This is a genomic window from Streptomyces profundus, from assembly GCF_020740535.1.
Taxonomy (GTDB): Bacteria; Actinomycetota; Actinomycetes; order Streptomycetales; family Streptomycetaceae; genus Streptomyces; species Streptomyces profundus.
Window position 1 is genome coordinate 7,512,644 of the sequence record NZ_CP082362.1, and the last position, 14,095, is coordinate 7,526,738.

General features: G+C 70.1%; 14 protein-coding genes, 1 tRNA gene and 2 pseudogenes. 12 read left to right on the forward strand and 5 right to left on the reverse strand.

Translation table 11 applies throughout. The features are described 5' to 3' along the window. Positions 1-21: 21 nt before the first annotated feature. On the forward strand, positions 22-150 hold the full coding sequence (locus K4G22_RS31745) for a hypothetical protein (RefSeq protein WP_265590257.1): 129 nt from the start codon (positions 22-24) through the stop codon (positions 148-150). A 128-nt stretch (positions 151-278) separates the two neighbouring features. Here K4G22_RS31745 and K4G22_RS30940 read toward each other — a convergent pair whose 3' ends face one another. Further along, on the reverse strand, positions 279-776 hold the full coding sequence (locus K4G22_RS30940; protein ID WP_228083786.1) for an ArsR/SmtB family transcription factor: 498 nt from the start codon (positions 774-776) through the stop codon (positions 279-281). A 246-nt stretch (positions 777-1,022) separates the two neighbouring features. On the opposite strand from K4G22_RS30940, the gene K4G22_RS30945 reads away from it, so the two are divergent. After that, the gene (locus K4G22_RS30945) at positions 1,023-1,766 is read left to right on the forward strand and encodes a class I SAM-dependent methyltransferase (protein ID WP_228083787.1); all 744 of its coding nucleotides are present in this window, start codon (positions 1,023-1,025) and stop codon (positions 1,764-1,766) included. 334 nt (positions 1,767-2,100) lie between these two features. Here K4G22_RS30945 and K4G22_RS30950 read toward each other — a convergent pair whose 3' ends face one another. Beyond that, positions 2,101-3,087 (reverse strand): winged helix-turn-helix domain-containing protein, encoded by a 987-nt coding sequence (locus K4G22_RS30950; RefSeq protein WP_228083788.1) that lies wholly within the window; start codon positions 3,085-3,087, stop codon positions 2,101-2,103. Positions 3,088-3,491: 404 nt separating this feature from the next. Here K4G22_RS30950 and K4G22_RS30955 point away from each other — a divergent pair, with 404 nt between their 5' ends. Beyond that, on the forward strand, positions 3,492-4,406 hold the full coding sequence (locus K4G22_RS30955; RefSeq protein ID WP_322785152.1) for a class I SAM-dependent methyltransferase: 915 nt from the start codon (positions 3,492-3,494) through the stop codon (positions 4,404-4,406). Positions 4,407-4,904: 498 nt separating this feature from the next. Then, positions 4,905-5,193 (forward strand): annotated as a pseudogene (locus tag K4G22_RS30960) (site-specific integrase); the annotation flags it as partial. 68 nt (positions 5,194-5,261) lie between these two features. Here the strand turns inward: K4G22_RS30960 and K4G22_RS30965 are convergent. After that, positions 5,262-6,152, reverse strand: coding sequence for a helix-turn-helix transcriptional regulator (locus K4G22_RS30965; protein ID WP_228083789.1), 891 nt, complete (start codon positions 6,150-6,152; stop codon positions 5,262-5,264). A 183-nt stretch (positions 6,153-6,335) separates the two neighbouring features. Here K4G22_RS30965 and K4G22_RS30970 point away from each other — a divergent pair, with 183 nt between their 5' ends. The 6 genes from K4G22_RS30970 (at position 6,336) to K4G22_RS30995 (ending at position 11,591) form a co-directional block, all read left to right on the forward strand. Then, positions 6,336-7,070 carry an SDR family oxidoreductase gene (locus K4G22_RS30970; RefSeq protein ID WP_228083790.1) on the forward strand — a complete coding sequence of 245 codons (735 nt, stop codon included), beginning with the start codon at positions 6,336-6,338 and terminating at the stop codon, positions 7,068-7,070. Positions 7,071-7,233: 163 nt separating this feature from the next. Further along, positions 7,234-8,211, forward strand: coding sequence for an aldo/keto reductase (locus tag K4G22_RS30975; protein ID WP_228083791.1), 978 nt, complete (start codon positions 7,234-7,236; stop codon positions 8,209-8,211). Then, positions 8,208-8,534 (forward strand): carboxymuconolactone decarboxylase family protein, encoded by a 327-nt coding sequence (locus tag K4G22_RS30980; protein ID WP_228083792.1) that lies wholly within the window; start codon positions 8,208-8,210, stop codon positions 8,532-8,534. Before K4G22_RS30975 ends, K4G22_RS30980 begins: the two co-directional genes overlap by 4 nt. Before the next feature lie 43 nt (positions 8,535-8,577). After that, entirely contained in the window at positions 8,578-9,429 is an 852-nt protein-coding gene (locus tag K4G22_RS30985) for an aldo/keto reductase (protein ID WP_228083793.1), read from the forward strand. Positions 9,430-9,736: 307 nt separating this feature from the next. Further along, positions 9,737-10,579: a DUF4231 domain-containing protein gene (locus K4G22_RS30990; protein WP_228083794.1), complete on the forward strand. Its 843-nt coding sequence runs from the start codon at positions 9,737-9,739 to the stop codon at positions 10,577-10,579. Positions 10,580-10,964: 385 nt separating this feature from the next. Further along, the gene (locus tag K4G22_RS30995) at positions 10,965-11,591 is read left to right on the forward strand and encodes a hypothetical protein (protein ID WP_228083795.1); all 627 of its coding nucleotides are present in this window, start codon (positions 10,965-10,967) and stop codon (positions 11,589-11,591) included. A 125-nt stretch (positions 11,592-11,716) separates the two neighbouring features. Here K4G22_RS30995 and K4G22_RS31000 read toward each other — a convergent pair. Next, positions 11,717-12,192 (reverse strand): annotated as a pseudogene (locus K4G22_RS31000) (MmyB family transcriptional regulator). A gap of 32 nt (positions 12,193-12,224) precedes the next feature. On the opposite strand from K4G22_RS31000, the gene K4G22_RS31005 reads away from it, so the two are divergent. Beyond that, the gene (locus K4G22_RS31005) at positions 12,225-12,608 is read left to right on the forward strand and encodes a hypothetical protein (RefSeq protein ID WP_228083797.1); all 384 of its coding nucleotides are present in this window, start codon (positions 12,225-12,227) and stop codon (positions 12,606-12,608) included. Positions 12,609-12,648: 40 nt separating this feature from the next. Here the strand turns inward: K4G22_RS31005 and K4G22_RS31010 are convergent. After that, positions 12,649-12,722: transfer RNA gene (locus K4G22_RS31010), tRNA-Pro, on the reverse strand. A gap of 345 nt (positions 12,723-13,067) precedes the next feature. Here K4G22_RS31010 and K4G22_RS31015 point away from each other — a divergent pair. Then, positions 13,068-14,051, forward strand: coding sequence for an acetylxylan esterase (locus K4G22_RS31015; protein WP_228083798.1), 984 nt, complete (start codon positions 13,068-13,070; stop codon positions 14,049-14,051). Positions 14,052-14,095 lie beyond the last annotated feature (44 nt).

The window sequence follows — 14,095 nt, forward strand, 5'->3', positions numbered from 1 at the left end:
CACGCGGCGAAGGAGACCGCCATGAGCGACACCCACACCCCGAACCCGGCCACCCGTCCCCGCGGCTTGCTCGCCAAGGCCCTGCGCCTCCTCGCGCTGGCCGCCGTGAGCGGCGCCGTTGAGGGCGTCGTCAGCTGGCTCCTCAGGTGAACGCCGCCGAGCGGAGGAGCCGTTCGCGGAGTTCGACCGCACACGCGGCCGTCAGAGCACCGTCGTCGTCCAGGCGTGGGTTCGATCAATCGGCGCTGCCGCGGCCGGTGGGCACGAGGGCCGTGTCGTCAGGGGCGGTTCGGGTCGGAGTGCACCACCATGAAGAGCGACCAGGCGGGCGCGGCCGGGTCGTCCGGGCGGGCGGCGAACTCCTCCAGCAGATCCTTGAGCCGGGTGCGGAACTCCTCCATCTGCGGCGGTGGCAGGCGTAGCGCCATCCTGGTGCCCTCGGCCTCCGCATCGGGGACGAGGGCGAGTTCCTCCAGGAACGCGTCGAGCATCGACCGGTCCAGCGCCGGCGTTTCGAGGCGCCAGCTCTTGTACGTCGCCAGATACGGGATCTCTCGTGCGCCGCGCGCGCCGCGCCGTTCTTCCTGCGCCTCCAGGAATCCGGTGCGGACCAGCGTCCTGGTGTGGTGCAGCACGCTGGCCGGGTCGCGCCCGAGGATCGCCGCGATCTCCTTGTTCGTGTGCGGCTTCCGCACGCAGATGCGCAGGATGCGCAGGCGGAGGGCGGAGGCGAGCGCCTTCGCCTCCGCGTCGGTCGCCGGCCGGCGTTCGGTCATGACCAGCAGCGTACTGAAGAGCGGGCAGCCCGGGGAAGGGCAGGACCGCGAGTGATTGACAAAACTCAATCACTCGTTCAGGGTTTCGCTGTGCCCTCCGCAGCCCGGGGATCCGCGGATCTCCCGCCACGCCCACTGTGGCCCGAACAAACGAGGTTAACCATGCCGAACCACCCCGGAACAACCGGCGGGACCGCCGCTCCCGAGAGTTCCGCGGAACAGGCGGATGTCCCACCGAACCAGCAGATGGTGGTCAGTCCCGTCGAGGCTCCCCCGGGGCCCGGGGAGAGGGTCAACGACTACGACGGTTTCGCCGAGGCGTATGCGGACTACAACGAGATCAGCCTCCTCAACGCCTACTATGCGCACCCCGCGATCGTGGACCTGGCCGGCGACGTGGCGGGCCGCCGGATACTCGACGCCGGCTGCGGCGCCGGCCCCGTGGCCGACGCCCTGCGCGAGCGGGGCGCCGTCGTCGCCGGGTTCGACTCCAGCGCCGGAATGCTGGCGCTGGCCCGGCGCCGGCTCGGCGACGCCGTGGTGCTGGAACGCGCCGAACTGGGCGGCCCGCTGCCCTTCGCCGACGCCGAGTTCGACGACGTCGTCGCTTCCCTGGTCCTGCACTATCTGGAGGACTGGACGACGGCCCTGGCCGAACTGCGGCGCGTGCTGAAGCCCGGCGGGCGCCTCATCGGGTCAGTCCACCACCCCTTCGTCAGCCATCTGACGGCACCGCCCGGAACCGACTACTTCGCGACCCGCTCCACCTCCCAGTGGTGGGAACTCGGCGGCACGAAGCACCTGATGACCTTCTGGGACCGGCCGCTGCACGCGATCACCGACGCGTTCACCGCGGCCGGCTTCCGGATCGACGTCATCAGCGAACCGGCCCCGGGGCCCGGCACCCGCGAACGGTTCCCCGAGGTCTTCGAGCAGAGGGAGTCGGGCAGGTTCCTGTGCTTCCTGTTCTTCGTCCTCACGAAGGTTTGACCTCCGCCCTCGGGTGGGCCGTCGGCTCAGGAGCCGGTCTCACGCACGTCGCGTACGGTGGCCTTCCCGGGTGCGGTCGCGGATGTACTCGCGCTCCATGCCGGACACGGCCGCGAGCACTTCGGCGCTCCCGCGAGGAACTCCAGGCCGGCGTCGCTCACTCTTGGTTCCTCGGCGAGCATGGCGAGTTCGGTGCCGCGACCGAGGCGCTTGTGCTCGTGCACGTCGAGGGTCACGGCGATGCCGGAGGAGCGGGATCCCACCGGCGACCCGCGCGGCGGCCTCCAACTCGGGGCGCCTGGCGGTGTCTCAACAGCGGTGCCGATCTGATCCCTCAGCCCGTACCGCCTACCAGCGCCTCGCCGAGCGGAGTGCGCCGGTAGAGCACCGACCGTCCGGACCGGGCGCGGACGAGCAGTCCCGCGCCGCGCAGGATGGCGAGGTGGTCTCCCACCGCGCCGGGTGTCATGGCGAGGCTTCGGGCGAGGTGGCTGGTACTGGCCGGGGCCTCCAGCGCCAACAGCAGCCGGGCCCGGGACCGGCCGATCAGCGCGGTCAGCGTGTCCGGTCGGGGGACGGTCTCCTGCTCGCCCCACAGGGCGGCGATGCCGCGGGCACGGTAGACCAAGGTCCTGGGCCAGGGCCAGGGGTCTGCCAGGTGGGCGGCGATGTTCGCGACGAAGACCGAAGGGATCAGCAGGAGTCCGTCGCCGGCGAGGCGGACGGGCTCGACGTGGGAGAAGTGGCCGATCTCGATACCGCCGGCCTGCCAGGTGATGCTCGGGTGCAGGCTCTCGATGGTCGTGACCCATCCGCGTTCGCCGATCGTACCCACCCGGTGCACGACGTCGCGCTCACAGATCGCGCGCAGTTGCGGCCAGTCAGCGGCGAGCAGTTCGTGCCAGGCCCGGTCCATCGCCTCGGCGATCCTGGAGACGGCGTCCGTCGAGTCCAGCACCGCGCGCACGCGGGGATCACCGGCGGACGGGCCGGTCGCGTGGGCGGCGATTTCGAGGCGGGCCGCTTCCAGCGGTGTGGCCCGGATCATGGCCAGGTCGTCTGCCCAGGTCTGGTTGAGCCCACGAGGGGGCGGGGCCACGAAGCTCGGTCCGGTTCGCGGGTTGTGCAGCGCGAGGACGGCGTTCAGCTCACTCTCGCGGCGAAGCCGCTCAAAGGCCGGGAGGAGCCGGCTGGCCCACGCGCGCGGCAGCGGTCCGCCCTGGCCAGCGAGTGAGCGCAGCATGAGGCAGAGGTCCAGCGCGGGCGACAGCGCGAAACGGCTGCGCAACAGGTCCTCGACGGAGACTTCGAAGCGGAGCACCGCGCCATGCTACCGAGGGATGTCTGTTCCGATTCGTCCAGCGACGAATCATTGGTGCTGGGCGCGGGGGCACGGCGAGGTTGGGCGTCATGACCCCAACCGCCGAGCCCGCGCAGGGCGACCACCGTGCCACCTACCGGGAGGTGCTCGCCGAGCCGCCTGGCGCCAGGCCGCGAGGCGCTGCTCCGGAAACCCGACGGCTTGTCCGCACACGACGCCCGCCGGACTGACTCCGACGGCGACGATCCCTGGGCGACGGAGGACGAGACCCGCGATCAGATCATCGGGCTCTACCGGCGCACCTGGGAACACCCGGACGCGACGATCAACGAGCTTGCCCTCGACGCCCCCGGCCACGTGCCGTGGCGGCCGGAGCCCCGTCCCACACGAACCTGTTCGCCACCATGATCCATGTCCTCGGCGAGTCCGTCCGGCATACCGGGCACGCCGATGTCCTGCGCGAGGGCCTCGACGGCCGGACCGGGTCGCGCGCCGAACACGAGAAGCAGAGCGATGAGGAAGCCCACACCATGATCTCCAACGAGCGCCAAGAACACGTGATGTCCGTCAGGCTGGCCTCGCCAGGCGCGGCGGGAGTCGATCCGCCGAAGGTCAACGACTACGACAGCTTCGCCAAGGCATACGCCGCCGTGAACGAAACCAACCTGGTCAACGCCTACTACGAGCGTCCCGCGATGCTGGCCCTCGCCGGAGACGTGGCCGGCCGGCGGATCCTCGACGTCGGCTGCGGATCGGGGCTCCTGTTCGCCGCGCTGGGCGACCGTGGCGCCATGGTGAGTGGCTTCGACTCAAGCGCCGGGATGCTGGAGCTGGCCCGGCGGCGGCTCGGCGTCGGTGCGGACCTGCGGGTGGCGGACCTGGGCAGCCCGCTTCCCTATCCTGATGACACGTTCGACGACGTGGTCGCGTCCCTGGTGCTGCACTACCTGGAGGACTGGGGGCCCGCTCTGGCCGAGCTGCGACGCGTCCTCAAGCCCGGCGGTCGGCTGATCGCTTCCGTCGACCATCCCTTTGCCGTCAACCTCATACACCGCGAGGCCGGCCGCGAGGCGGAATGCGACTACTTCGACACCACCAACTGGACCGTGGAGTGGACGATCGGCGGCCAGACCGCCTTGGTGAGTCGCTGGCACAGGCCGTTGCACGCGACGATCGAGGCGTTCACCGGGGCTGGTTTCCGGATCACGGTCATCAGCGAGCCGGATCCTGATCCCGCCGCCAGCGAGCGGTTTCCCGAGGCCATCGCGGCCATGCCGCGCTTCCTGTCCTTCCTGTTCTTCGTCCTGCGGGCCGAGTAGCGACCGAAACGACCCGTGCCCGCGGATCGGCCGGCGGCCCGCGTTCGTCCGCCGCTTCCCGGCAGGCCAGGCGCCGTGCGGCGGTGGTTGGCGACCACGCGGCGCCACCCGCAGCCGAGCACCGACTCGATTCTCCGGGCGGGGGAGGCGCTCAACAGCCGTCTGACGGCGCGTCGTCCGGGCGCGGACCCCGCTGCTCCCCAGGACCGGAACGCGGGGGCATCTCCGAGTGGTGCGGTGATCCTTGATCGGGAATGGCGAAAGGCCCGCTGAGCTGGGAGGATTCTCCCGGCTCAGCGAGCCCGGCTGGCGTTACGACTGGCGTGCGGTCCCGAGTGGTCCAATGAGCCGTGGCGGTAGCGAACCCTCCGGGGTTGATGAGGAACTCCAGCCGGCCGATCAGGAAGTGCGCCGGATGTGAGATCCGATCTGCCGCGTCGCGATGCCCCCACATACGGGACCGGTGCGGGGGCCGGTGCCTTCTTCGGGTCCATCTTCGGTGCCGCGGTCCAGGTGTGCCGGCGCGGTGCGAGTCGTGCCGACTACGTGCTGGAGACGGTGTTCTGGGACGCCGGCACCGCCCGGCAACTGCCGCGGCTGCTCAAGGGCCGCACCCGCGGCCCGGGGAAGGGGCCTTCCGCCCGGGACGTCTGTCCGGACACCGGCCTGGCCCGGCTGTCCTACGGCCGGGCCCGCGCCCTGCTCGACCAGCACACCGCGCACCGGCTGGGGCCTGCACGAGTACCGGCACTCCTCCCTGACCCACCTCGGCGAGCAGGGGGCATCCGAGGGGGTGGTTACGCCGGGCGTTCTTGTCGACAGGACCGTTTCACTGACCCCTGCCGCCGGAGTGGCTCATGTCTCGCCGGGCTGGGAGACGGGTGCGGGCGCCTGCGCGTCGGTTTGCGAGGCGGCGAGGCTGCCGAGGAGTTTGACCCGGTCTTCGGTCGGTGAGCCGGGGGCGCTGGTGTAGGTGAACATCATCCAGCCGGGATGGTCCGGCAGTTCGACGCCTTCGTAGACGAATTCGAGGTCGCCGACCGCGGGGTGGTGGATGTGCTTGGTGCCGGTGCGGTGCAGGCGGACGTCGTGGGCCGACCAGCGGCGGCTGAAGGCTTCGCTGCGGGTCGCGAGTTCCCCGATGAGGTCGGAAAGGGCCTTGTCGCGCGGGTTGCGTCCTGCGGCGGTGCGCAGGTTGGCGGCGGAGGCGTCCGCTGCGTGCTCCCACTGCGGGTAGAAGGTGCGCGCGGCGGGGCTGAGGAAGATGAACCGTGCGGTGTTGTTCCGGGTGTCCGGGTCGTCGAGCAGCGGGGCGAGCAGGGTCCGGGCGAGTGGGTTGGTGGCGAGGATGTCGGCCCGCTGGTTGACGATCCATGCGGGTGCGCCGGTGATCGCGTCGAGGAACCGCTGGAGGGAGGGGCGGACCGTCGACTGGGCGGGACGGACCCGGCGGCGGCTTGGTGAGGGGTTCGCGGCGCGGGCGAGGTCGTGCAGGTGCTCGGTCTCCGCGTCGTCCAGGCGCAGGGCGCGGGCGAGGGCGTCGAGTACTTCGGGGGAGACGCCGGCGAGGTTGCCGCGTTCCATCTTGGCGTAGTAGTCGCTGCTCATTCCGGCGAGCATGGCGACTTCCTCGCGGCGCAGGCCGGGCAGGCGGCGGCGGCCTCCGGTGACGATGCCTGCCTGCTCGGGGGTGATGCGGTCGCGTCGGGTGCGCAGGAAGTCCCGTACCTCGGCCTGGTTGTCCATGGCCTCCACGGTACGGCCGTGCGGGGATGCGTAGGAGTGACTGCCAGTACACGTATAAGCGGTTCCTCGTCCCGTCTGCGGGGCGGTGCTGGAATGGCCACGTCCGGGTGATCCGGACCGCCGGGCTTCGACCCCCGTCGGGCGGTCGGCCACGCAACGTGACGATGAAGGACAGGCAATACGATGAGCCAGGACCAGACGCGGGGGCGCGTCGCCGTCATCACCGGTGCTTCCTCCGGGATCGGTGCCGCGACCGCCCGGTCCCTGCACACCGCCGGCTACCGGGTCGCGCTTCTCGCCCGCCGCACGGACCGCATCAAGGCCCTCACCGAGGAGCTCGGCGACGGTGCGATCGCCGTCTCCGCCGACGTCACCGACCGTGACGCCCTGGTCGCGGCGGCCGAACAGGTGCAGCGGGAGTTCGGCGGCACGGACGTGCTGGTGAACAACGCCGGGGTGATGCTGCTGGGTCCGTTCTCGGCCGAGCAGCGTGAGGACTACCGCAAGATGATCGAGGTCAACCTGCTCGGGGCGATCACGGCCACCGAGGTGTTCCTCGGCCAGCTCAAGGACGGCGGTGGCGACATCGTGAACGTCTCCTCCGTCGCGGGCCGGGTCGCCAACGTCGGCAGCGGCGTGTACGCGGCCACCAAGTTCGGCATCAATGGCTGGTCGGAGTCCCTGCGCAAGGAGCTCCTGCCCGACGTGCGCGTCACCGTGATCGAGCCGGGTGTCGTCGCCACCGAGCTGCCCACCCACATCACCCACGAAGCCACCCGCCAGGGCGCCAAGGAGCTCTACGACGTCGCCGAGGTCACCGCCGAGGACATCGCCGAGGTCGTCACCTTCGCCCTCCAGCGCCCCCGGCACCTGGCCATCAACGAGATCCTGCTCCGCCCCGCCGGCCAGGCGCTCTGACCTGCCCTCTCGCGGCAAGCGCCGTCCGCGCCCGCGCCCGCACGGAACGAGAACACCGCGCTGCGGCCGCCCCCAGCACTTCCCGTACCGGCCGCCGCGCCGCGGCCCCCCGCAGCCGTCGCTCGGCGAACCGGCATCGACCAGCGAACGAACAGGACCACTCATGAAGCACACCAAACTGCGCGACCTGGACGTCTCCCGCATCGGCCTGGGAGCCATGGGCATGTCCCACGGTTACACCGGCTCCGGCACCGACGACGACCAGTCCATCCGCACCATCCACCGCGCCTTGGAACTGGGCGTCACCTTCATCGACACCGCCGAGGTCTACGGCCCCTACACCAACGAGGAACTGGTGGGTCGGGCTCTCAAGGGCCGCCGTGACCAGGTGGTGCTGGCCACCAAGTTCGGTCTGATCTCCCACACCGGCCGTGACGGCGGCACCGACAGCAGTCCGGCCAACGTCCGCGCCGCCGTCGAGGGCTCCCTCAAGCGTCTGGGCACCGACCACATCGACCTGTACTACCAGCACCGCGTCGACCCCGGCACCCCGATCGAGGAGACCGTCGGCGCGCTGGCCGAACTCGTCGCCAAGGGCAAGATCGGGCACATCGGCCTCTCGGAGGCCGGGCCCGACACCATCCGCCGCGCCCACACCATCCACCCCATCACCGCGGTGCAGTCCGAGTACTCGCTGTTCACCCGCGACCCCGAGGCCCGTGTGCTGCCCGTGCTGCGGGAGCTGAACATCGGTTTTGTCCCGTTCTCCCCGCTCGGACGCGGCTTCCTGACCGGCGCGATCCGCGACCCCGCACAGTTCGACACCAGCGACTTCCGCGCCGACAACCCCCGCTTCACCGGCGAGAACTTCCAGCACAACCTGCGCCTGGCCGATCAAGTCGCCGCCATCGCCACCGAGATCGGCGCCACCCCGGCGCAGGTCGCCCTCGCCTGGCTGCTCGCGCAGGGCGACTTCATCGCGCCGATCCCCGGCACCCGCCGCGTGGCCCGCGTCGAGGAGAACGCCTGCGCCGACGCCGTCCGCCTCACCGACGACCAGCTCACCACGCTCAGCAGCCTGCCCCCGGCCGCCGGCGACACCCACAACGAGGCCCAGATGCGCATGATGGAACGCGGATGACCGGCACCAACCCGCGCATCGCGCCGGACCTCGTCCGCCGCACCGCCCCGAAACTCGCCGACCTCACCGACGACGTCCTGTTCGCCGACCTCTGGCAGCGCCCGGAGCTGTCCCCGCGCGAGCGCAGCCTGGTCACCGTGGCCGCCCTGGTAGCGCTGGGCCGCGACGCCCAGCTCACCGGCCACCTGAACCGCGCCCTCGACAACGGCCTCACCCCCGGCGAACTCGCCGAAGCGATCACCCACCTCGCCTTCTACGCCGGCTGGCCCGCCGCGATGAGCGCCACCGGCGTCCTGGCCCAGGTCACCGAACCCACCCGCTGAGCCGGCCTATCGGCCGGCCACCCGCCCCTGCCAGGAGAATCCCGTGCAGCACGTCACCTTGAACAACGGCCTCCAGATGCCGATCCTCGGCTTCGGCGTCTTCCAGATCGACGCGGACAAGACCGAGCAGGCCGTCACCCAGGCCCTGGAGGCCGGCTACCGGCTGCTGGACACCGCCGCCGCCTACGGCAACGAGGAAGCCGTCGGCCACGCCATCAAGAACAGCGGCATCCCGCGCGAGGAACTCTTCGTCACCACCAAGCTGTGGGTCCAGGACGCCCCAGCCCAGGTCAACACCCGCCGCGCTCTGGAGACCTCCCTGGCCAGACTCGGCCTCGACCACGTCGACCTGTACCTGATGCACCAGCCCTACGGCGACGTCTACGGCCAGTGGCGCGCCATGGAGGCCGCCCAGCGCGAGGGCCTGACCCGGGCGATCGGCGTCGCCAACTTCTACCCCGACCGGTTGCTGGACCTGATCCTCAACAACGAGATCACCCCGCAGGTCAACCAGATCGAGACCCACCCCTTCTTCCAGCGCAACCCCGACCACACCCTGATGCGCGAGCACCGGGTGCAGCACCAGGCGTGGGGCGGCTTCGCCGAGGGCAAGAACGACCTGTTCACCAACGCCGTCCTCGCCGGCATCGGCGAGGCGCACGGCAAGTCGGTCGCCCAGGTCGTACTGCGCTGGCTGATCCAGAGCGACATCGTCACCATCCCCAAGTCCGTCAACCCCGACCGGATGGCGCAGAACATCGACGTCTTCGACTTCCAGCTCACCGAGGACCAGACGACGCAGATCGCCGCCCTCGACACCGGCACGACCCTGTTCTTCGACCACCACGACCCCGAGATGGTCGCCTGGCTCAGCAAGCGCCGCCTCGACGGTTGATCTGCGGCACCATCCGGTTTTGGCCCGGCGCGTGTGCCGTGGCGGGGAGCGGGTGTTGAACTGCACCAAGGCGTTGAGGACCAGGCCGAGCGCGCGCGCCGACCGCAGCGCGCACAGCCTGAGGCCAGCAGCACAGTAGTGAGGATCCAGCCAGCGGGAGCATCTTTGCGTCAATCCTGCCGAACAGGAGCCGCTGCCCCGCCACTCGCGTTACAACAAGATGCTGAGAGGCCCTCGTGATCAGTGAGGACCTTGGACCAGGGCGGTTCTGACCGCCAGTCCGTTCGGCCATGGGGGAAGCCCGCACGTGCCCCAGTCCGGCCTCGACTCAAACGACCCCATCGCCGACCTGATAGCCCACCGGCGCGCCATTGCCGACCTGAAGCGTCAGATCAGGCGCACTCGCATGATCGGTGCCGCCACGCTCATTCTATGCGTCGGCGTCCCACTGCTGCTGCTCTTCCTCGTCGGCATGACCGCCTTTACCTGGCGTCGCTTCGACATGATGCCCATCAACATCTTCGGCGTCATCGTTTCTATCGCCCTTGGTGCTGGGTGTGCCATCTTCGTCGAACAATTCGATACCAAGCAGCCACAGTTCACAGATGAGAAGGGGCGGCTCTGTCAGCGAGCCAAGTCGGTTGTGGAGCTGAGACTCGATCTCGAACTGGCCGATGAGGCACGAATCCTTGCTGCCTCGAAGGCCACTCGCGCCGCTTTCGAGCGACAGTACTCCTACCGGGAGGCGATCCCTCGGGAGATCGACCGGCTGCGCGCCGAGAGCACGACCTACCGCCGCCGACACAACTGGCTCCAGTGGGCGCTGATTCTGTGCTCCGCCGCCATCCCCGCCGTCACCGCCCTGTACGACCCCCCACAGCCTGGCAAGGGAATTCTCATCGGCCTCGGCACCGCCGTCTCCGTCATCACCTCGGTGATGGGCTACTTCAAGTTCAAGGAGCGCGGCTTCAATCTCCAGCAGACCGCCGACGCCATCGAGCAGCACACCACCGCACTCGATTGGCCAAAGACCACGGCAGGGCGCCGTGGAACGCACCGCGTGCCCTGGTCCACCGGCTGGAGTGGCAGGCCGACGAAACGTGCCACCCCTTGTCCTACTCCTGGTCAGACTTGTTGCGCCGAACCGTGATCGAGGACCAGACCGAGGTGTATGGCGTCGTCGAGTACATGATCGAGTCGAGGTGCCGTTAGATCGCCCGCGTCCTGACTGTTGACCGGCTGCCTGACGTGCCCCTCTGGCCGGCCGGGTCTAGGAACGCTCTCGGGGAGTATCGGAACCAGTTCTGCCCGTAGGGGAGCCGAGGGCTTCGATCATGAGGCGGCCGGCGGGGAGGTTGGTCTGAAGTCGTCCTCCAGAATGGTCACTAAGGCCGCAGGCACCTCGCGGACATGGCCAAGGAGAGACGTTGTCGAGACTGACCCTCGTCGAGCTGAGCGACCTTCCCCGCAAGCCCCACGGCTGCCCACCGGAGGTCCAGCGAAGCTGGGCTCGGTTGGTGGCCACCCATAAGTCCGTGGCAGGGCTGTTCACCACCCTCAACGAGTTGCGCGCTGGTCAGGACGACATGCGCGGCGCCGTCTCCGAGACCCACCGTGACCAGGCCCGAGCCGCCATCGTCTTCACCGCGGCCGGTATCGATGCCTGTCTGCGCACCCTGCTGCGAGATTCCCTGCACACCCTACTCTCCACGGCCGGCGACGCACATGGCGCCTTCGTCGCCCATTTCATGGCCAACCGCCTCGCAGGCGACATGACTACGGCCACCAAGCAGGCCGTCGTCGACATCGACCCGCGCTCCGCTCTGATCGATCTTTACGTTAAGGACCTGGCCGGCTCCAGTATCCAGGGTGGTGTCGACCTCGTTCGCTGCCGCAACGCCCTCGGCTTGAAGCAGGAGTCCGCCCTCGACGATCAGATACTCAAGAGCCACCAGCCGTTCTTCAACGCCCGACACCAGGTCGTCCACGAACTCGACCTTGTCGACCCCTCTGGCCGGGGCACCCGCGGGCGCAGGCACCGCGACCTCGCAGCCGTCGGCGATCAGTGCGACGGCGCACTGCAACTGCTGCACGCCTTCATCGCGCCCACCGCCCGCACCGTGAAGAGCGCACGCCGCGCAATGGGGTTGAACACCCCATGAACGCACCGGCCCCGCAGCACAGCCACACCCTCGGGAAGTACCCGACCAGAAATCAGCGGTGGCGGCTGACCTGGATCGCTGCTTCGGGGAATCGGTACAGCGGTCAGCGGTGAGAACGATCTTGGTCAGGGCGTGAGGGCACTGACGCGGTTCTCGTACTCTCGGCGGGCCTTGCGCCGGGCCGGGGCTGCGGGAAGGCCCCGGCCGCCGTCGAGTGGCCGGCAGCGGGCGAGGACTTGGCGGCGTACGGCGGGGGGCTGACGCGCGGGGTGTAGTCCTGACCTCGCCGTAATCGTCAGCTCGCCGACCAGTTCGGCGGTCCGGGCATTGTCCGGGTGGCGGCCGGCGTGCAGACGCAGGACCGCGGCCATCTCCGCCGTGGTCCGTTCCCAGGTCGCATACAGCTCGCGGGCCTCGGAGGTCAGGACGATCCACCGGGTGAGGTTGTTCTCCCGGTAGGGCATGGCGTCGAGTCGGCGATCAAAACCCGGCACAGCTGTTTGGTGGCCAGGACATCGCCATGCCTTCCCGGGATGAACGCTGCATGATCGTTGAAGGAGTCCAGGAACCGCAGGAGTCCGGGCCGGGCGCGTTGCACCACGGGTGCGGTGCGCCGAGCGGGGCAGCCGGGGCGTGCTCGACCCGGCCCAACTCACCCACCTCAAACGCCGGCAGCTGGTGCCCCCAGGAGCCACCCGCCGCCTCCTCAGCAAGGCCGCCATCCGCCTCCAGCAAGCAGCACAACACGAAGCGATCACCCGCACGATCGCCGCCGGTCCCCTCATCGACCACCTCGGGCAACAACCCCGACCCCACACCGACCACATCACCACCGACCCGCCGACCACCCCGTCGCGGTATCTCCACCCCGACCGCCGGTCGATCACGGAGGCCAGGACCGCGCTCAGCGCTCATCTCGCGGTGGGGCGGGACCCCGCTGCTCCCCAGGACCGGAACGCGGGGGCATCTCCGGGTGGTGCGGTGATCCTTGATCGGGAATGGCGAAAGGCCCACTGAGCTGGGAGAACACCCCTCGCTCAGCGAGCCTTCAGCACCGTCGGGACGGCGGGATTTGAACCCACGACCCCTTGACCCCCAGTCAAGTGCGCTACCAAACTGCGCCACGTCCCGGTGCCCGTCTGATCTGGGGCTTTGCCCTCGATCACCGCGCAGCAGAACTCTACCGCATCGACGAGGGTGCTTGCTCACGTCGCCGATGGCGGCCCCCGGGGCGGGAGGTGGTCGCCGGCAAGGAGCGCCGCGCCCAGCCAGGAGGGCGGGCGCACCGCGCTGGAGCGTCAGCCGGCTGAGCCAGGCGTCCGGATCGGCGAGGTGGTCCACGGTCCGTGGCCGCCACCGCGCCTTCGAGTGCGCGGCCGTGGGCAGCCGTTGACCGGGAACGGGGCACCACGTAGCTTTCCCGCGTTGATCGGATACCGGCTCGTGGGCGGGCCGGCGGGGACGAAAGGGCTGGCCATGGCGCTGACCGATCTGCCGTTGGAGGAGCTGGGCCGTTATGACTCGGGGGTGGCCGCGCCGGCCGACTTCGCGGAGTTCTGGTCCGGGACGCTGGACGAGGCGCGGGCGGCGGGCGCCGGGCGGGAGGCCGAGTACCGGCCGGTGAGCCCGGTGCGGCTCTCCTCGGTCGACGTCTTCGACGTGCGGTTCCCCGGTTGGGGCGGCCAGCCGGTGGCGGCGTGGCTGCTGCTGCCGCGCGGCGTGCGCGGGCCGCTGCCGACGGTGGTCGGCTTCCAGGGGTACAGCGGGGGACGCGGCCTCTATCTGGAGCGTCTGCTGTGGGCGTCCGCCGGGTACGCCCAACTCGTGGTCGACAGCCGTGGGCAGGGCCATGACACTCCCGATCCCGATCCCGGGGCGGGCGCCCAGTGGTTCGGCGGGTTCATGACGCGGGGGATAGCCAGCCGGGAGAGCTACTACTTCCGGCGGTTGATGACGGACTGCGTGCGCGCGGTGGACGCGGTGCGCGCGCATCCGGCGGTCGATCCCGAGCGGGTGATCGTGGAGGGCGGCAGCCAGGGGGGCGGGCTGGCGCTGGCCACCGCCGGACTGGCCGGTGACGCGGTGGCCGCCGCGCTGGTGGATGTGCCGTTCCTGTGCCACTACCGGCGCGGCTCCGATATCGCGGGCGAGGGCCCCTACCGGGAGCTGGTGACCTATCTGGGCAGCCATCAACGGGTCGCGCCCGCCCGGGTGTTCGACGTGCTCAACTACTTCGACGGACAGCACTTCGCGGCCCGGGCGACCGCCCCCGCGCTGTTCAGCGTGGGCCTGATGGACCCGGTCTGCCCGCCGTCCACCGTCTATGCCGCCTACAACCGGTACGCGGGGGAGAGGGACATCACCGTGTGGGAGTTCGGGGACCACGGGGGCGGCCGGGCCTCGCAGTCCCTGGTCCGTCTCGACTGGCTGGCCGAACGGGGGCTTGGTGGCGCGCGCTGAGCGTGCCGGGCGTAGCCGCTGATCAGGGACCGGACAGCTCTGGA